The following is a 16,773-nucleotide window of genomic DNA, read 5'->3' as shown; positions in this document are numbered from 1 at the left end:
TTCTTCGAGGTAGCACCCGTGTTTTCCCAATTCGCCCTGCACGAACGCCTGCTCAAAGCCGTGGCCGAGCTTAAATTTGTCGAGCCAACGCCTGTGCAAGCAGCGGCCATCCCGCTCGCGCTCCAAGGGCGTGACCTGCGGGTGACGGCTCAAACGGGTAGCGGCAAAACCGCAGCCTTCGTTCTGCCAATCCTTAACCGCTTGATCGGCCCGGCGAAGATCCGCGTCAGCATCAAAGCGGTCATTCTGTTGCCGACCCGTGAGCTGGCACAGCAGACCCTCAAGGAAGTTGAACGCTTCTCGCAGTTCACCTTCATCAAGTCTGGCCTGATCACCGGCGGTGAAGACTTCAAGGTCCAGGCCGCCATGTTGCGCAAGGTGCCGGACATCCTGATCGGTACCCCGGGCCGTTTGCTGGAACAACTGAACGCCGGTAACCTCGATCTGAAAGAAGTCGAAGTGCTGGTGCTCGACGAAGCCGACCGTATGCTCGACATGGGCTTTGCCGAAGACGTGCAACGCTTGGTCGATGAGTGCGCGAGCCGTCAGCAGACCATGCTGTTCTCCGCCACCACCGGCGGTTCGGGCCTGCGCGAGATGATCGGCAAAGTGCTGGTCAACCCTGAACACTTGCAGCTCAACAGCGTCAGCCAGCTGAACGCGACGACCCGTCAGCAAATCATCACTGCTGACCACAACCAGCACAAAGAACAGATCGTCAATTGGCTGCTGGCCAACGAGACCTATCAAAAGGCGATCATCTTCACCAACACCCGCGCCATGGCTGACCGTATCTACGGCCGTCTGGTGGCACTGGAATACAAAGCCTTCGTCTTGCACGGCGACAAGGACCAGAAAGACCGCAAACTGGCGATCGACCGTCTGAAACAGGGCGGCGTGAAAATCCTCGTGGCCACCGACGTTGCCGCTCGCGGCCTGGACGTCGACGGTCTGGACATGGTGATCAACTTCGACATGCCGCGCAGCGGCGACGAATACGTTCACCGTATCGGTCGTACCGGTCGTGCCGGCAATGATGGCCTGGCCATCTCGCTGATCTGCCACGGCGACTGGAACCTGATGTCGAGCATCGAGCGCTACTTGAAGCAGACCTTCGAGCGCCGCACCATCAAGGAAGTCAAAGGCACCTACGGCGGACCGAAAAAGGTCAAGGCTTCGGGCAAGGCCGTTGGCGTGAAGAAGAAAAAGACCGACGCCAAAGGCGACAAAAAGAAAACCGGCGCCAAGGCACCGACCAAGCGCAAGATCGCCAACCGTCCGAAGACCGACGCCCTGTCGCTGGTCAGCAAGGATGGTATGGCGCCGCTCAAGCGCCGCAAGCCAGAAGCACCGGCGGCTGAATAACGCGCTGTCGTGATTCAACAAAAAGCCCGGCGTTCACCCAGTCAGTGAGGCCGGGCTTTTTGCTGTCGAGGATTTAACTCTTAGCCTTTGCCGCAGCTTCATCGAGTTCCTTGAGGCGCTTGTCGATCAACTGGCATTTGTCCGGCAGGTCTTTGCTCGCGGTCACCAAATCCATCTTTTGCAGTTCATCGTTGATCTCTTTGGCTTTGGCCGGGTTCTGCTCGGTGATCTTGGCCACCTCCTTGGCCAGTTGCTCACGTTTGGCCAAGGCTTCTTCCGGGGTGCAGGCCCAGACGGGCAGGGCACCGATCAAGGTGACGGCAAGGGTCATTTTCAGCAGGGTTTTCATGGGGCAGGCCTCGCATTCCAGGTCAGGCAGTTATCTGGTTGAGAGGGTTGAAACGGAAAAAGTTCAGTGTTTCAGCGTGCTTCACAGCCTGGCCTGATCAACAAAACAAAAACGGGCGACCTTAAAGTCGCCCGTTTTTCGTTCAAGACGAAGCCTGTGTCTATGGGACGGCGACGCTGTTTAGAGCGCTTTCACCGGTATACAGATTTCGCACTCCAGCACGCCGGTTTTCTCATCGTATTGGGCGTGCACCGGGTACCGCTCAAAGCACGGCCGTGCATCGAACTGCATGCCGCTTTTGGGCATCCAGTCGCGGCAGAGTTCGGTCCAGGCGTCGGCGATGTCCGGGCCTTTGCCTTTGAATTGGGCGATGGCATAGAGCCCGCCGGGCAGGGTGGTGACGGCGGCCTGTTCGCTGGCGCCGAAGCTGTCCGGGACTTCGACGCAGGCGTCGTAGCGGCATTTTTCGGCGGGTGTGGTGAACGGGTCGTCGTGGCCGATGCCGTAGCGTACTCGTTGCAGCAGGTTGTTTTCGATCATCCACGGGGCCATGGTTTCGCGCCAGAAGGTGCCGATGCCCATGCCGTAGGGGCCGACGTAGCGCATGTAAGCCACGCGTGTGGGTGGCAGCTCTTTGAGGGTGACGTTCATCGTCTGGTCCTTCATGTGAGTGGGGGCAACAGGGGACGCCTGGTTCTTGCCCGCGATGGCGATTGAACTGACAACGCAGGACCCGTTGGCTTCATTCGGAACAGCAGCTCGACGCTCCCTTGGCTGCCGGTTCGTCTTCGTAGCGATCATGATGGCGGACCCACTCCATGATCTCTTCTTCGTTACGTCCTTTGGGCGTCAGGTCGAGGTAGTTGTAGGCGCCGACCAGCAAGTCGAGTCCCCTCGCATAAGTGGAATAGGTGTGGAAGATCTCGCCGGCGTCGTTGCGATAGAACACGCTGAGGCCTGGCAGTTCGCCTTCGGTGCTGGTGCTTTTTTCGTAGTTATAGACGGCGGTGCCGGCGGTGAGCTCTTCGTCGCTGATGGTCACTTTGAAGTCCGCGTTGAAGTCGCTTCCGGCTGAAGACACCCAGTTGAACTTCCAGCCCATGCGCTTTTTGAAAGGCTGGAATTCGGCCAAGGGGGCGTGGGAAACCACCACAAATGCCACGTCATGATGGGCCAGATGCTGGTTGGCGCCGTCGATGTGATCGGACAGGAACGAGCAGCCAGGGCAGCCTTCTTTCCAACCGGCTGCAAACATGAAGTGATAGACGATCAGCTGACTGCGGCCACCGAACAGGTCAGCCAGGCTTTGCGGTCCGTCGGGGCCTTCGAAGCTGTAGGGTTTGTCTACTTTCACCCAGGGCAGTGCGCGGCGTTCGGCGCTGAGTTTGTCCCGTTCCCGGGTAAAGGCTTTTTCATGAAGCAAATGCTCTTTACGTGCCACGAGCCATTGCTCGCGGGACACAACCTTGTGCTGTTGCGGTTGCCAGGTGTTCATGATCTTTCCTCCTGCGACGGTTGCAGCGCTTTGCAGGGCGACTGCTTACACAGCCTAGTCGTTTGGCCAAGGTTGAAATCGACAAGGTGCCCGGCGGTTTTACTGCTCGATAATCAGCAGGCTGAACGGCTACCCACGCCATCGGTCACACGCTATGAAGGGTGTCTCTGATAACCGCCAAAAGATCGCCCCCTCCATAATCACCCCTGCCGCACCGCCTTCAAACACTTCAATGCGGTGAGATCACTGCGGATATCATTGATTTTCTTCAGCAGTCTTTGCCGCTGTTCGGGTGTGCTTTCGGCCATCAGGTCCACCAGCAGGCTGCGGACCGCTTGCTCGCTCTGGTTGTAGGCTTGGCGATACTCTGGAGTCCATAAGCTCTCGCGATTAACCAGAAGTTGCTCGATGCGTTGTGGGAAGTCGCTGTTATGACGCTGCTCCATGGCAGCACTGAATTGCGTCTGCCAATGGACGCGGTTGGCGATCCATTGTTGGTTCTGTTCACCTAACGAAGTTGACCAGACAACGATCCGTTGTGCCTGGCTTGCGCTGAGCGGGCCTAGCCAGGCGACCAGGCGTTTATTCATCCGTTCACTGCGTTGTTGTATCTGCTGTTCCAAAGACGGTTTGAGGAAGTTGGCCAGGCGTTTGCGCTGGTCTTTAGCAAATGCCTCATTCATTTTTTTGACTTGTTGATCATCAAGGCCTTGAAGCAACTCAATGGCCGAAGGGGTGATTTCCCGGGCGGTTTGTGCGATGGCCTGCTTGGCCTCCAGGATTCTGGCGTTCAGAGCAGCGTCGGTGACCTGATGGGTCTCGACCATCTGTTGCAGGCGATCCAGCCAGTCGAGGTAGCCGGGCAGTTGCGTGGTGCAATTCCAGCTGAGGTGTTCCTTGAGCCGCTCGTTGAACCAGACTTTTTGCTCGCTGTTCATGACCAGATAGTCGTTCAGCGTCCAGGGGATGATCATGTCGAGATTGCGGTAGGCCACCCCCACGCGATTACAGCCAGACAGCACGAGGCTCAGTATCAGCAGCAAAGCGAAGTGTTTCAGCCAGTACGACATGGGCGAATCCTTGCGACTGCGCAGGTTCTGCATCTGAACGCAGAATGAACCCGGCAGTTCATCGGCTCACTGTAGATCAGGCGCAGAGCTTGGCCAGCGAAGGCCGTTCGTCTATTTTTGCAAGATGGGTTAACTGACGGGATATTGCAGGGAGGGTTCCAGTCCAAGCGCTTCGGGGCTCAAAGCGCTTAGGGACCAGGTGATGCGGGGGATGTTAAGGGGATGTTACTTTTTGCCCAGGGTGATCTGCTTGGACGGGCCGAACGTCTGGCCGCTGACGCCTTTGGCAATTTGCTGGATCTCACCGCCGGATTTCAGGAAAGCAGCAATCTGGCTGTTGATCGATTCGCTGGTTTCAACGGCTGGAGCTGGCTTTGCTTTGCTGTTGGATGCTTTTACACGCATGGCGGCCATTAACCTGTAGAAAATTAACTTGGCCAGGCATCGTACAGGAAATACTTGACAATTGCTTGGTAAATATCCCCCTGAAATAACCGAGCCCACGGGTCGATTAAGTATAAGTTGATCTTCGGAATAAACGCCTAACCTACTGTTTTAACTAAAAACCCGGGTGGAAATTATTGGTGCAGGGCAACGCCGCGGCAGGGCAAATCCGCTGGCCGGTCTGACGAGCGGGCCAAAACGGGTTCCCAAAGCCAGGAAAATCGGGGCGCCCAGAGGTTTTTCATTGGCCGCCCGGCTGGCCGCAGAACTGTACCGGCAAACTCGGGTAGAATGCCGCCCACGCAATGAGGGTATTGGAAATGGCTTTAGTCGGGCGCTACAACAGTTTGCAAGTGGTTAAACACACTAACTTTGGTTTGTATCTGGACGGTGGGGCGGACGGCGAAATTCTGTTGCCTAATCGTTATATCCCCAAAGATATTCCCAGCGAAGATGAAGACTGGCTCAACGTTTTTATTTATCTGGACAGCGATGACAAACTCATCGCAACCACTGAAAAACCGAAAGTTCAGGTCGGTGATTTTGCCAGTTTGAAAGTCGTTGAAGTGAACAGCATCGGGGTTTTCCTTGATTGGGGTCTGCCTAAAGACCTGTTGCTGCCGTACTCCGAAGAAAAACGCCAGATGACCGCCGGCGAGTATTGCGTGGTGCATGTCTATCTCGACAAGCACACCCGCCGCATCACCGCCACCGCGCGTCTGGACCGTTACCTGGACAAGACCCCGGCTAACTACCAGGTCGGTCAGGAAGTTAATTTGCTGGTGGCCGAAGCCACAGACATGGGCTTCAAGGCGATCATCAATAACAAACACTGGGGCTTGATCCACAAGAACGAAGTGTTCAAGTTCATGCGCGCCGGCAAGGAAGAGAAAGGTTTTATCAAAGAAATCCGTGCCGACGGCAAAATCAGTCTGAGCCTGCAACCGGTGGGTGAAGAAGCCTCCAGCAGCCTGAACTCGAAGATCCTCAGCAAGTTGCGCGAAAACAACGGCACCTTGCCGGTCAGCGACAAGAGCGACCCGGCGGTGATCAGCGGTTTGTTCGGCGTCAGCAAGGGCAACTTCAAAAAAGCCATTGGTGCGCTCTACAAGAACGGGCAGATCGTGATTCATGCCGATCGTATCGAGCTAAGCTGATCCCCCAAAAAGATCGCAGGCTACGCCAACTCCTACAGGTGTACGTGCCCGGCGTAGGAGCTGCCGCAGGCTGCGATCTTTTGATCTTGATCTGAGTAACTGCCATGTTTTTGTCTGTCTTCGAGGTCTTGCGGTGAGCGTTGAACGGCGCAGCGCCGATGGTTTTGCCCTGCAAGTGATGATGGGGCTGTGCCTGATCTGGGGCGTGCAGCAGGTGATGATCAAATGGGCTGCCGCAGACATCGCGCCGGTGATGCAGGCGGCCGGACGCTCCGGAATCTCTGCGGTATTGGTCGCTTTGCTGATTTTCTGGAAGGGCGGTTGGGAGCAAGTCGGCAATACCTGGAGGGGCGGCCTGCTCGCCGGTAGCCTGTTTGGCCTGGAGTTTCTGTTTATCTCCGAAGGCCTGCAACTGACCACGGCTGCGCACATGTCGGTGTTCCTCTACACCGCGCCGATCTTCACCGCATTGGGTGTGAACTGGCTGCTACCAAGCGAGCGGCTTCGACCATTGCAATGGCTGGGGATCTTCCTCGCGTTTGTCGGCATCAGCTTTGCGTTTGCTGGCGGTTTGTCGCTGGACAACCTCGATCGGCGGATGCTGCTGGGTGACGCGTTGGGCGTGTTGGCCGGGGCTGCCTGGGGCGCGACCACAGTGGTGGTGCGCGCTTCACGTTTGTCCGAAGCACCCGCGACCCTGACCTTGTTTTATCAACTGATCGTTGGCTTTGTCGGTCTACTGGTGATTGCCGCCGCGAGTGGGCAGATCAGCCATGTCAGTTTGACCACGGTGGCCGTGGCCAGTGTGCTGTTCCAGGGGCTGGTGGTGTCGTTCTTCAGTTACCTGACCTGGTTCTGGTTGTTGCGCCGATACCTGGCGGCGAATCTGGCGGTGTTCTCCTTCATGACGCCGTTGTTCGGCGTCACGTTTGGTGTGGTGCTACTCAATGAAAAGCTGAGCCTCAACTTCGTGGTCGGTGCCGTATTGGTGTTGCTCGGCATCACCTTCGTCAGCGCAGAACAGTGGGTGCGACGTCGTTTGCGCAAAGCACTGGGGCAATGACCGGGCGCAGCAATAGCGCGCCACCCAGCAACAATCCGCTACCGGCAACCATCAATGCGGGCGCCAACCCACCACTGAAATGGCTGCTCAGCGCCGCCAGCAACGGCCCGCTGAGCTGACCCACGGCGAAGCAGGCCGTCAGCAACCCGGCATTGCGTTGGGTGTTGTGGGGCGCCAGTTCCCGCGAGCGTTGCATCACCAGCTGCATGCAGGCTAAAAACGGCGTGCCGCAGAGGATCACGCCCAACGCCAGTCCGAGACCGCTGCCCAGCAGGCAAGCGAACACCCCGGCAGCTTGCAGCCATAGGGTCGCGATCAACCAATGGCGGGTGGTATTCGGGGTTGTATTAGGGGTGTACCGACGCAAACTGACCAGCACCACGCCAGTGGCCGCGGCCAGGCCGAAGCACGGCCAGAACAGGTCGGCCTGCCATTGACCCTGAAAGCGCGCACTGGCCATCTGCGAGAGGAACGTGGCGGGAATGATGTAACCCAGGCCGTACAAGGCATAGATCAAACCCAGCCGAGGGATTGCGGCGTTGCCTGAGGTCACGGCCGCAGGCGCCGCGGTCACGTTCGCTGTCGGTTGCGGCAGGATCGGCAAAATCACCAGCAGCATCAGCAGCCCCACAGCGGCATACACCAGCCACAGCGTGGCCGAGCTCTGCCCCAATAGGTTCGAGCCCAGCGCCAGCAATCCCGTCAGGAAAATCCCCAGCCCGGGCCCGGCGAAGACGAGGGCGCCGAGTCGTGGACGTCCGGCTGCCAACGCCAGAGGCTGACTCAGCGCAGTAATCATCACCAGAACCCAGGCGCTGGCCACGCCAGTGCCGAATCGCAGCAGCAAATGCGACCAGAAGCCCGTGGCCCAGAACGAAGCCAGCGTCAGCAACACGCACAACCACAAACCGCCGAGCAAACGGCGACGAACCTGCTCAGGGCGGCGGGCGAACATCGCGTCGACCGCGCCAATGAAGTAACCGAGGTAGTTGGCCGCCGCGATAAGCCCGGCGGCGGTCAGATCAATCTGACCTTCACTGAGCAAGTGCGGCAATTGTGGGGTGAGGGCGAAGCGGCCAATACCCATGGCCATCATCAAGGCAATGAAACTGGCGAGTAAGCGAATCAGAGGTGACATGGTCAGGATTCCTGCAAAGGAGCAATGACCGTTAGGCTAGGACTGATTGACTTTCTTTAAAAATGAATAATAGTGAGTAACTTGTTCACGTTTGGAGAATGGTGTGGAGTTCAGCCAATTGCGCATCTTCCAGGCCGTTGCCGAGGAAGGTTCCATCACCCGTGCCGCCGAACGGCTGCACCGGGTGCCGTCCAATCTGTCGACCCGGCTCAAGCAGTTGGAAGAGCAACTGGGTGTCGAACTGTTTCTGCGCGAGCGTCAGCGTTTGCAGCTTTCGCCTGCGGGCAAAGTCTTGCTGGACTACACCGCAAGGCTGTTCGCCTTGCACGACGAAGCTCATGCGGCGGTACAGGGCGGTCAGCCGGCCGGCGACTTTGTGTTGGGCACTATGTACAGCACGGCCGCGATTCATCTTCCAGCGCTGCTGGCGCGCTATCACCGCACCTACCCGGCGGTGAACCTGCAGGTGCAATCGGGCCCCAGCGGTGAGCTATTGGAAGGCTTGCTCACCGGTCGGCTCGACGCGGCACTGGTGGACGGGCCGCTGGAACTGGCCGGGCTCGACGGTGTGCCGCTGTGCGACGAGAAACTGGTGCTGATCAGCGAGGCTGATCACCCCCCGGTGCGCAGTGCCCTGGATGTGGAAGGGCGGTCGGTGTTCACCTTTCGTCAGGGCTGTTCTTACCGGATGCGTCTGGAGGCGTGGTTTGCCCATGATCATGCGGCGATGGGCCGGGCGATGGAGATCGAGTCATATCCGGGGATGTTGGCCTGCGTGATTGCCGGTTCCGGTGTGGCGTTGATGTCGGAATCGATGCTCGCCAGCCTGCCGGGACGCGAAAGCGTGGCGGTGCACCCGTTGGCTGAGCCGTTCGCCAGCGCCACCACCTGGTTGATGTGGCGCAAGGGCATGGTCGGCGCCAACCTCAATGCCTGGATCGAGTTACAACAGGCGGCCAGGCCGGTTCAGCCACTGGAAGTCAGGGTCAGCGCCTGAGGATGATTCGGCACATTCGAAATAATTCTGTAACAGATCATTGTCATACCGGGCGAGCATTGCGTAGGACTTCGGACTATTATCTGTATGAAGCGGCTACAGAACTCCGGTCGCTCGGCACTACCCTGAAGGGGGCACCATGAAAGAGAAAATCCAAAACTGGCTCCATGACCTCGGTGTTGCTCTCGGCCTGATTGAACCGCCTCTGCAACCCGTGCCAATCCGCACTGACGACGAGCAACGGCGACGTCAGCAGCGCCGGTAGGATCCTCGGCGGCTGAGCCATCCTGCGCGCGGCGCGGGACCTCTTGCAGCATGCGAAAAAAGGCCCGGCTTCCCGCTGACTGATCAACGGGAACCAGGCCAAAGACCTCAAAATGACGCTAGCGATCCTTGTACCGCCTTCCTGCAAAAGCGGTAGTCGCTAACTGCCAGTACCGCACAGATTACTCATGCTGACGGCTCCACTCATCTATCAGTGCGCGCAGACGCTCCCCGGAAAAACTCGGGAAGTGTCCGCCGTGCACGGTGCGGATTGGCAGTTCGCGCAATCGCTGCAGGCTTTTCGCATAGTCCTCGAGATTGGAGTGGTAGGCGTCTTCGATCAATGGGCCGTCATAGATGATGTCGCCGCTGAACAGCGTACCGGTGGCGGCTTCCCAGAGGCTGATACCGCCCGGTGAATGGCCGGGTGTGTGCAGCACCTGCAGCGTGCGGTTACCGAGGTCGAGCACGTCACCTTCTTCGATCAAACGGGTAGCGGGCGCAGCCTTGACCCGGTATTCGGCGTAGCACAACGGGCAGTCGGGATGAGCCTCGAACATGTCGTCGCCGACAAAAGCCGTGGCCAGGGTGTTGTCGCCATTGGGCTCGGCGAGGATCTGCGCTTCGGCCGGGTGGACCAGGCGTTCGGGGAATTCGTGATGACCGGCGATGTGGTCGAAATGACAATGGCTGGCCACTGCCAGCAGCGGTCGTTCGGTAAGCCAGGGCAGTTGCTCGCGCAGGCTGACCAGACCGGAGCCGCTGTCCACCAACAGGTCTTTGTCGCGGCCTTGAATGTGCCACAGGTTGCAGCGGTAGAAAGGCCGGATATACGGCTCGTGAATCAAGCGCACGCCATCGCTCAGGGTTTTGACTTCGAACCATTGATCTCGGCTGACTATTTTCATAGAGGTTTCCTTCTGGCGAAAAAAAACGGATGCGGCAACCGACGCCGCACCCGTCGAAGAAAAAGGTTAAGCCGTTTCTATTCTCAGATTAGATCGCGTTGGCCACTGCCACCGGGCGAGGGGAAAACAAGCTGACGAATACGAAGCTGATCAAACCTACCGCCAGGCTGTAGTAGATCGGCGTGTTGGCATCCAGACCGTCCTTGAGCATGAACACCAGTGCAGTGACAAAGCCCAGGCCCATGCTGGCGATAGCGCCGGCGGTGGTCGCGCGTTTCCAGAAAATGGCGCCCATCAGCGGGATCAATATGCCGCCCACCAACAGGTTGTAGGCCAGTGTCAGAGCACTGATCACGTCGTTGACCACCAGCGCAATACACAGCACCACCAGACCGGTCAGCAGGGTGAACAGACGGTTGATGTTCAGGCTCGACTGTTTGCCGCCGCGCAGTCTTGGCAGCAGGTCTTCGGTCAGGGTGGTGGAGGCGGCCAGCAGGCCGGCACTGGCAGTGGACATCATCGCTGCAAGCGCAGCGGCGATCACCAGACCGCGCAGACCGTCCGGCAAGGACACTTTGACGATCGCTGCGAAGGCATTGTTGACGTTGTCCAGGTCCGGCAGCAGCACGTGAGCGGCCATGCCGATCAGGGCGCAGGCCAGGCCGTAAACAATACAGTAGAAACCGGCGAACGTACCCGCGTATTGCGCGACTTTTTCATTTTTGGCAGTGAACACACGCTGCCAGATGTCTTGGCCGATCAGGATCCCGAAGAAGTAGATCAGGAAGTAGGTGATGATCGTGTCCCAGCCGATGGTGGTGAAGCTGAAACTGGATGCCGGTAACTTGGTGACCAGCTCATCCCAACCGCCGACGCGGTACAGGCAGATCGGCAGCAGGACAAACATCAGGCCGACAGTCTTGATCACGAACTGGACGATGTCGGTCAGGGTCAGCGACCACATGCCGCCGATGGTCGAGTAAACCACCACCACACCACCACCGAGCATCACCGAAATCCAGAACGGCAGGCCGAACAGCACTTGCAGTACGGTGCCGATGGCCAGGATCGAGGTCACGCCGATCATCAGCGCGTAGGCCAGCATGATCACCGCACTGGCCTGACGGGCCATCGGGTTGTAGCGCTTTTCCAGAATCTGGGTGACGGTGAAGATCCGCAGCTTGAGCAGCGGTTTGGCCAGGAACAGGTTCAGCGCGATGATGCCGCAGCCCAGTGCGGCGCAGAGCCAGAAACCGGAGATCCCGTGGACGTAGCCCAGACGTACAGTGCCGACTGTCGAAGCGCCGCCGAGTACGGTGGCAGCCATGGTGCCCATGTACAGGGTCGGGCCGAGGTTGCGACCGGCCACCAGGTAATCCTCGTGGGTCTTGGCCTTGCGCATGCCGTAGTAACCGAGCACCAGCATGCCGGCGGCATAGATGAGAACAACAAATAAATCCAAAGCCATTACAGCGTGTCTCCGATTGTCTTTTTTATGGTGAAGCCAAACTCGAAATCTTTAGCAAGGAGGGCTTTCTGTGGCGAGAGAGATTGCTCCCTAGCCACATAAGCCCATTCCTACAGGTAGTTCGTTATCAGGCGGGTTGTCTCAGTTCAGATTTGGCGCGCGAATCCGTGCGCTTGCTGCGTGGGTCGTTCGGTGCGTAAACCAATGCTGGCTCCGGGAACAGGCTCAACAGCGTCAGGTACACCAACGAAGCCAGACCGAGGGTCACCGGCAGGCTGATATCGATGCCACCCGCCAGATTGCCCAGTGGGCCGACGAACTGCCCCGGCAGGTTGACGAAGCACAGACCGACCATTGCACTAGGAATCCAGGCACCCAGACCACGCCAGTTCCAGCCGTGCTGGAACCAGTAGCGACCGCCTTGTTCGCCACGGGTGAAGACTTGCAGGTCATCCGGGCAGTAGAAGCCGCGACGCACCAGCAGACCGATGATCATGATCACCATCCACGGGGTGGTGCAGGTGATGATCAGCACGGCGAAGGTCGACACGCTCTGCACCAGGTTCGCCGCAAAGCGTCCGATGAAGATGAAGGCAATCGACAGCACGCCAATCAACAAGGTCGCCTTGACCCGCGACAGCACGCGTGGGAACACGCTGGACATGTCCAGCCCGGTGCCATACAGCGAGGTGGTGCCGGTGGACATGCCGCCGATCACTGCAATCAGGCACACCGGCAGGAAGAACCAGCTCGGTGAAACCGCCAGCAGGCCGCCGACATAGTTGTTCGCCGCAATGTACTCCGGTGCCTTGATGGCAACGATGGTCGCGGTGGCGAGGCCGAACATGAACGGAATCAGCGTGGCGATCTGCGAGATGATCACCGCCGCCATGATCCGGCCTTTAGGGGTGTCCCGCGGGATGTAACGCGACCAGTCACCGAGGAACGCACCGAAGGAAATCGGGTTGCTCATGGCCACCAGTGCGGCACCGATAAAGGCTGCCCAGAAACCCGGCTGACCGAGGCTGACGCTACCGGCAAAGTTGATGTCGAAAGGCCCTGCGAAGGCGAAGATCCCCAGCAGGAACAGCAGGCTGGCACTCCACACCGCGATCTTGTTGACCCACAACAGGAAGCGGAAACCGTAGATGCACACGGTCAGCACCAGGATCGCGAACAGACCGTAGGCCAGGGCCAGGGTCAGGTCGTTTTCCGGGACGCCGATCAAGCGCTTGGCGCCGCCGATCAGTGCATCACCCGAGCTCCACACCGAGAGTGAGAAGAAGGCGATGGCGGTCAGCAGCGACAGGAATGAGCCGACGACTCGCCCGTGCACGCCGAAGTGCGCACCGGAAGACACTGCGTTGTTGGTGCCGTTGATCGGACCGAACAGGCCCATCGGCGCGAGGATAATTGCACCGAACAGCACGCCCAGCACAATCGCCAGGACTCCGGCCTGAAAGGACAGGCCGAACAATACCGGGAAACTCCCAAGCACGGCGGTGGCAAAGGTGTTAGAGCCGCCGAAGATCATTCGAAAAAGATCGATGGGCTTGGCGGTGCGCTCATGGTCCGGGATCTGTTCGACCCCGAAGGTTTCAATCGTGTTGATGCTTTGGTCTTTGTTGTTGTTATTCATGATCAGCTCCGATCATAAAGGCGCGCTCATCGTGTGTGAGCGTCACCTGTCTTGGCTAAGGGGAGGGCAGCCCTTCCGGCATTGCGGATAAGTGTTCGTGGCAGGCCAGCCAATGGCCTTCTTGTTGTTTACGAAACACTATCGTTTCGCGTTCCTGGCTAAAGAGTTGCTCCCCTTGCATGCGCAGCTCGGTGGCGACGTCATGAATAAAAATCGCCACGTCACCCTGCAGGCTGACGAAGGCGTTGCTCGAGGTGCACGAGAGCACCTCGAAGCCATCCTCGCGGCGCCAGTTGTCCCACAAGGCCTGGTAGGCATCGCGTGACAGCAACGGCTTTTCGAGGGTGTAGAAAACGAAGCTGGCGTCGGCGCTGAACGCGCCGAAGTAGGCTTCGCGATCGTTACGGGCAAAAGCCGACACCAGTTCAGCGGCGGCCTTCAACACCTGATTACGTTCACTCATGGTCATTCCTCAGCGGTGGGCCACGCCCGGCAGTACGCAGAGCATTTCGTACAGCAGGTTGGCGCCCAGCAGCGAGGTGTTACCGGTGGTGTCGTAAGGCGGCGAAACTTCTACCAGATCGCAGCCAATCAGGTCGAGCCCTTGGCAGCCGCGGATGATCTCGATCGCTTGAATGGTGGTCAGGCCGCCGATTTCCGGGGTGCCGGTACCTGGTGCCCACGCCGGGTCGATGCCGTCGATGTCGAAGCTCAGGTACACAGGGCCGCCGCCGACTTTCTCGCGGACTTCAGCCATCAGCGGTGCCATTGAGTGATGCCAGCATTCTTCTGCCTGAATTACACGGAAGCCCTGTTTACGGCTCCAGTTGAAGTCTTCAGCCGTGTAGCCCTGGGCCCGCAGACCAATCTGTACCACGCGGTCGCAGTCCAGAAGACCTTCTTCCGCAGCGCGACGGAAGGTCGTGCCGTGGGCGATTTTCTCGCCGAACATGTGATCGTTCACATCGGCGTGGGCGTCGATATGCACCAGACCGACCTTGCCGTGCTTCTTGTGAATGGCACGCAGGATCGGCAGGGTGATGGTGTGGTCGCCACCCAGGGTCAGGGGGATAACATTGTGCTCGAGGATGTCGTCGTAGGCTTCTTCGATGATGCGCACGGATTCCAGCAGGTTGAAGGTGTTGATTGCCACGTCACCGATGTCGGCGACCGACAGCGAGTCGAACGGTGCAGCACCGGTGGCCATGTTGTACGGGCGGATCATCACCGATTCGGCGCGAATCTCACGTGGCCCAAAGCGGGTGCCGGGGCGCAGCGAAGTGCCGATGTCCAGCGGGACGCCGATGAAAGCTGCATCCAGGCCGGCAGCGGATTGCAAATGGGGGAGTCGCAGCATGGTGGCGATGCCGCCGAAGCGCGGCATTTCATTGCCGCCCAGTGGTTGGTGAAGAATCTTGTCCACGGGTAGGGCCTCATCGTTGTTTTATTTGTCAGGGGGTGATTCTGCGAAATGTAGTGAGCGAGAAGAATCGCTACCGGCAAATACTTAGTTCAGATTTTTCTAAACTAATAGAGTGGGGGGAGATAGACTTTGCAGCATTGAGGATTTGTGGGGCTACAAGATCGACCCCTCACCCCAACCCTCTCCCCACAGGGGAGAGGGGAAAGGGAGCCGATCTTTGTCGTTTTCAAAATCTGAGTTCGACTCGATATTTCAGGTCGCAGTATCTGCAGAATCCACTTCGGTCAGCTCCCTCTCCCCTCTGGGGCGGTCCGACGTTTCGGGAGGGCTGGGGTGAGGGGAGGTTATGACAGACAACACATTTCCAGCCGGAGCCCCCCATGGCCAACGCTTTACCCGACCTGAAACTATTGCGCATTTTCGTCAGCGTGGTGCGGCATCAGGGGTTTGCCAATGCTCAGCAGGAGCTCAACCTGTCGACGTCGGCTATCAGCACTTACATGAGTCAGCTCGAGGCCGCGTTGGGTCTGGTGCTCTGCCATCGCGGCCGGGGCGGCTTCAGCCTGACCAGCAAAGGTGAGTTGTTCCATCAGGAAACCCTGCGGCTGCTCGGCGAACTGGAAGGTTTCGAGCAATACGCCGCCGCCCTCAAGGGCGAATTGCGCGGCACCCTCAACCTCGGGGTGATCGACTCGACTGTCAGCGACAAGGCCCTGCCGTTCGCCGAAGCGATCGGCGCCTACAGCCAGGAACACCCGGCGGTGCACTTGCACCTGTCTGTTATGAGCCCCTATGAGCTGCAGCTCGGCGTTCAGGATAACCGTCTGGACCTGGCCATCGGTGCGTTCTCCACGCGCATGAGCGGGCTGGTCTATATGCCGCTCTATCGTGAACAACACTGGCTGTATTGCAGTAACCGTCACCCATTGTTCACCGAGCGGCGCATCCCCGAACAAGTCATCACCCAGCAACGCATGGTCGGTCGCGGTTACTGGAGTCAGGCCGAACTGGCTCGCCACGGCTTCAAGCACAGTGCGGCGACGGTGGAGAGTATGGAGGCGCAACTGATTCTGGTGCTGTCCGGCGCCTACATCGGTTACCTGCCGGAGCATTACGCCCAGGCGTGGGCCGACAAGGGTGATTTGCGCGTATTGCTACCGGCGACTTTTGGTTATCAGGCACCGTTCTCGATGATCGTGCGCCGCGGTCGCAGCCGTGAACCGCTGATCCAGACCTTCCGCGACTTGCTCAAAGCGCAGCTAAACCAGGTCTGACCGGGAGAACCTCATGTCCAGAAGCCAATGCGCCCGTTGCCTGCGCCCTGAAACCCATTGCTTGTGCCCATTGATCCCGCAGCTTGATAGCCGCACCCGGGTGTTACTGTTGCAGCATCCCAGCGAAGTGAACCATGCGCTGAACACCGCGCGGTTGGCGGCGTTGGGCTTGAACAATGCCGAATTGATCGTGGGGGAGGTGTTCGAGGATCTGCCCGCGTTGTTGAACCTGCCGGGCTATCAAGCGCGACTGCTGTTCCCTGCGCAAGACGCGCAACCGTTGCAGGCCTACACCCCGTCGGATCAACCGTTGCTCTTGGTGGTGCCGGACGGTACCTGGCGCAAAGCACGCAAGTTGTTGCACCTCAATCCATTGCTGGCGGCGTTGCCGAGAGTGACATTGGCCGAGGGTGCGGTGTCGCGTTATCGCTTGCGCAAGGCTCCGGGGCCAGGGGCGTTGTCGACGGTGGAGGCGATCGTCCAGGCACTGCAAACCCTTGAAGCACCGACTTCGTTCGAGCCGCTGTTGCGACCGTTTGAAGCGTTGATCGAAGGACAGATTGCGGCGATGGGGGAGGAGACCTTTCGGAGAAATCATGGTGGGGTGGGGGAGTAACCTTGCAGGTAGGATCGAGTCGTCCCTATCGCGAGCAAGCCCGCTCCCACATTAGATCTATGCTGATCCCACCATCGTGGGCTGACGCAGATTCAGTGTGGGA

The 16,773-nt window shown here is 58.8% G+C and carries 18 protein-coding genes; 7 read left to right on the top strand and 11 right to left on the bottom strand.

Going from position 1 to position 16,773, the window contains the following annotated elements; translation table 11 throughout:
• Positions 1-18 precede the first annotated feature (18 nt).
• Positions 19-1,365 (top strand): DEAD/DEAH box helicase, encoded by a 1,347-nt coding sequence (locus ACN1C3_RS06410; protein WP_419114966.1) that lies wholly within the window; start codon positions 19-21, stop codon positions 1,363-1,365.
• A 73-nt stretch (positions 1,366-1,438) separates the two neighbouring features.
• Here the strand turns inward: ACN1C3_RS06410 and ACN1C3_RS06405 are convergent, their stop codons facing one another.
• The 5 genes from ACN1C3_RS06405 to ACN1C3_RS06385 all read right to left on the bottom strand — a co-directional run bounded on the left by ACN1C3_RS06405 (position 1,439) and on the right by ACN1C3_RS06385 (position 4,693).
• On the bottom strand, positions 1,439-1,714 hold the full coding sequence (locus ACN1C3_RS06405) for a hypothetical protein (RefSeq protein ID WP_419114965.1): 276 nt from the start codon (positions 1,712-1,714) through the stop codon (positions 1,439-1,441).
• Positions 1,715-1,894: 180 nt separating this feature from the next.
• The gene (locus ACN1C3_RS06400; RefSeq protein WP_419114964.1) at positions 1,895-2,365 is read right to left on the bottom strand and encodes an AraC family transcriptional regulator; all 471 of its coding nucleotides are present in this window, start codon (positions 2,363-2,365) and stop codon (positions 1,895-1,897) included.
• Between the two features lie 91 nt (positions 2,366-2,456).
• The gene (locus tag ACN1C3_RS06395; protein ID WP_419114963.1) at positions 2,457-3,209 is read right to left on the bottom strand and encodes a DUF899 domain-containing protein; all 753 of its coding nucleotides are present in this window, start codon (positions 3,207-3,209) and stop codon (positions 2,457-2,459) included.
• A 200-nt stretch (positions 3,210-3,409) separates the two neighbouring features.
• A complete protein-coding gene (locus tag ACN1C3_RS06390) occupies positions 3,410-4,279 on the bottom strand; it encodes a DUF6279 family lipoprotein (RefSeq protein ID WP_419114962.1) in 870 nt (289 codons plus the stop codon).
• 225 nt (positions 4,280-4,504) lie between these two features.
• A complete protein-coding gene (locus ACN1C3_RS06385) occupies positions 4,505-4,693 on the bottom strand; it encodes a hypothetical protein (protein ID WP_172668627.1) in 189 nt (62 codons plus the stop codon).
• 350 nt (positions 4,694-5,043) lie between these two features.
• Between ACN1C3_RS06385 and ACN1C3_RS06380 the strand changes: the two genes are divergently transcribed.
• Positions 5,044-5,880, top strand: a complete 837-nt coding sequence (locus ACN1C3_RS06380) for a S1 RNA-binding domain-containing protein (protein ID WP_150804402.1) — start codon at positions 5,044-5,046, stop codon at positions 5,878-5,880.
• A 133-nt stretch (positions 5,881-6,013) separates the two neighbouring features.
• Positions 6,014-6,943 (top strand): DMT family transporter, encoded by a 930-nt coding sequence (locus ACN1C3_RS06375; RefSeq protein WP_419114961.1) that lies wholly within the window; start codon positions 6,014-6,016, stop codon positions 6,941-6,943.
• On the opposite strand, the gene ACN1C3_RS06370 is transcribed toward ACN1C3_RS06375, so the two are convergent.
• On the bottom strand, positions 6,891-8,081 hold the full coding sequence (locus ACN1C3_RS06370; protein WP_419114960.1) for an MFS transporter: 1,191 nt from the start codon (positions 8,079-8,081) through the stop codon (positions 6,891-6,893). The two genes, ACN1C3_RS06375 and ACN1C3_RS06370, sit on opposite strands and share 53 nt — an antisense overlap.
• A gap of 103 nt (positions 8,082-8,184) precedes the next feature.
• On the opposite strand from ACN1C3_RS06370, the gene ptrR reads away from it, so the two are divergent.
• Together ptrR and ACN1C3_RS06360 are read left to right on the top strand one after the other, a co-directional pair.
• The gene (gene ptrR, locus ACN1C3_RS06365; RefSeq protein WP_419114959.1) at positions 8,185-9,078 is read left to right on the top strand and encodes a putrescine utilization regulator PtrR; all 894 of its coding nucleotides are present in this window, start codon (positions 8,185-8,187) and stop codon (positions 9,076-9,078) included.
• 139 nt (positions 9,079-9,217) lie between these two features.
• Entirely contained in the window at positions 9,218-9,343 is a 126-nt protein-coding gene (locus ACN1C3_RS06360) for a PA1414 family protein (protein ID WP_263596377.1), read from the top strand.
• 181 nt (positions 9,344-9,524) lie between these two features.
• Here the strand turns inward: ACN1C3_RS06360 and ACN1C3_RS06355 are convergent, their stop codons facing one another.
• The 5 genes from ACN1C3_RS06355 to speB all read right to left on the bottom strand — a co-directional run bounded on the left by ACN1C3_RS06355 (position 9,525) and on the right by speB (position 14,780).
• Positions 9,525-10,250, bottom strand: a complete 726-nt coding sequence (locus tag ACN1C3_RS06355) for an MBL fold metallo-hydrolase (protein ID WP_419114958.1) — start codon at positions 10,248-10,250, stop codon at positions 9,525-9,527.
• Between the two features lie 88 nt (positions 10,251-10,338).
• The gene (locus ACN1C3_RS06350) at positions 10,339-11,718 is read right to left on the bottom strand and encodes a sodium:solute symporter (protein WP_419114957.1); all 1,380 of its coding nucleotides are present in this window, start codon (positions 11,716-11,718) and stop codon (positions 10,339-10,341) included.
• Between the two features lie 127 nt (positions 11,719-11,845).
• Positions 11,846-13,357, bottom strand: a complete 1,512-nt coding sequence (locus tag ACN1C3_RS06345; protein ID WP_419114956.1) for a purine-cytosine permease family protein — start codon at positions 13,355-13,357, stop codon at positions 11,846-11,848.
• 55 nt (positions 13,358-13,412) lie between these two features.
• Positions 13,413-13,820, bottom strand: coding sequence for a YybH family protein (locus tag ACN1C3_RS06340; protein WP_419114955.1), 408 nt, complete (start codon positions 13,818-13,820; stop codon positions 13,413-13,415).
• Positions 13,821-13,829: 9 nt separating this feature from the next.
• A complete protein-coding gene (gene speB, locus ACN1C3_RS06335; protein ID WP_419114954.1) occupies positions 13,830-14,780 on the bottom strand; it encodes an agmatinase in 951 nt (316 codons plus the stop codon).
• A 380-nt stretch (positions 14,781-15,160) separates the two neighbouring features.
• Here speB and ACN1C3_RS06330 point away from each other — a divergent pair, with 380 nt between their 5' ends.
• Positions 15,161-16,054: a LysR family transcriptional regulator gene (locus ACN1C3_RS06330; RefSeq protein ID WP_419114953.1), complete on the top strand. Its 894-nt coding sequence runs from the start codon at positions 15,161-15,163 to the stop codon at positions 16,052-16,054.
• A gap of 13 nt (positions 16,055-16,067) precedes the next feature.
• Positions 16,068-16,670 carry a tRNA-uridine aminocarboxypropyltransferase gene (locus tag ACN1C3_RS06325; RefSeq protein WP_419114952.1) on the top strand — a complete coding sequence of 201 codons (603 nt, stop codon included), beginning with the start codon at positions 16,068-16,070 and terminating at the stop codon, positions 16,668-16,670.
• Positions 16,671-16,773 lie beyond the last annotated feature (103 nt).

Origin of the sequence: Pseudomonas sp. H11T01 (genome assembly GCF_048515765.1) — a bacterium.
Classification (GTDB): domain Bacteria; phylum Pseudomonadota; class Gammaproteobacteria; order Pseudomonadales; family Pseudomonadaceae; genus Aquipseudomonas.
This window is presented reverse-complemented; position numbering and strand designations above follow the sequence as displayed.

Coding starts and splice junctions, on each gene's coding strand:
- ACN1C3_RS06405 (WP_419114965.1), bottom strand. CDS start 1,714: ATGAAAACCCTGCTGAAAATGACCCTTGCCGTCACCTTGATCGGTGCC.
- ACN1C3_RS06400 (WP_419114964.1), bottom strand. CDS start 2,365: ATGAACGTCACCCTCAAAGAGCTGCCACCCACACGCGTGGCTTACATG.
- ACN1C3_RS06395 (WP_419114963.1), bottom strand. CDS start 3,209: ATGAACACCTGGCAACCGCAACAGCACAAGGTTGTGTCCCGCGAGCAA.
- ACN1C3_RS06390 (WP_419114962.1), bottom strand. CDS start 4,279: ATGTCGTACTGGCTGAAACACTTCGCTTTGCTGCTGATACTGAGCCTC.
- ACN1C3_RS06385 (WP_172668627.1), bottom strand. CDS start 4,693: ATGGCCGCCATGCGTGTAAAAGCATCCAACAGCAAAGCAAAGCCAGCT.
- ACN1C3_RS06380 (WP_150804402.1), top strand. CDS start 5,044: ATGGCTTTAGTCGGGCGCTACAACAGTTTGCAAGTGGTTAAACACACT.
- ACN1C3_RS06370 (WP_419114960.1), bottom strand. CDS start 8,081: ATGTCACCTCTGATTCGCTTACTCGCCAGTTTCATTGCCTTGATGATG.
- ACN1C3_RS06360 (WP_263596377.1), top strand. CDS start 9,218: ATGAAAGAGAAAATCCAAAACTGGCTCCATGACCTCGGTGTTGCTCTC.
- ACN1C3_RS06355 (WP_419114958.1), bottom strand. CDS start 10,250: ATGAAAATAGTCAGCCGAGATCAATGGTTCGAAGTCAAAACCCTGAGC.
- ACN1C3_RS06350 (WP_419114957.1), bottom strand. CDS start 11,718: ATGGCTTTGGATTTATTTGTTGTTCTCATCTATGCCGCCGGCATGCTG.
- ACN1C3_RS06345 (WP_419114956.1), bottom strand. CDS start 13,357: ATGAATAACAACAACAAAGACCAAAGCATCAACACGATTGAAACCTTC.
- ACN1C3_RS06340 (WP_419114955.1), bottom strand. CDS start 13,820: ATGAGTGAACGTAATCAGGTGTTGAAGGCCGCCGCTGAACTGGTGTCG.
- ACN1C3_RS06330 (WP_419114953.1), top strand. CDS start 15,161: ATGGCCAACGCTTTACCCGACCTGAAACTATTGCGCATTTTCGTCAGC.
- ACN1C3_RS06325 (WP_419114952.1), top strand. CDS start 16,068: ATGTCCAGAAGCCAATGCGCCCGTTGCCTGCGCCCTGAAACCCATTGC.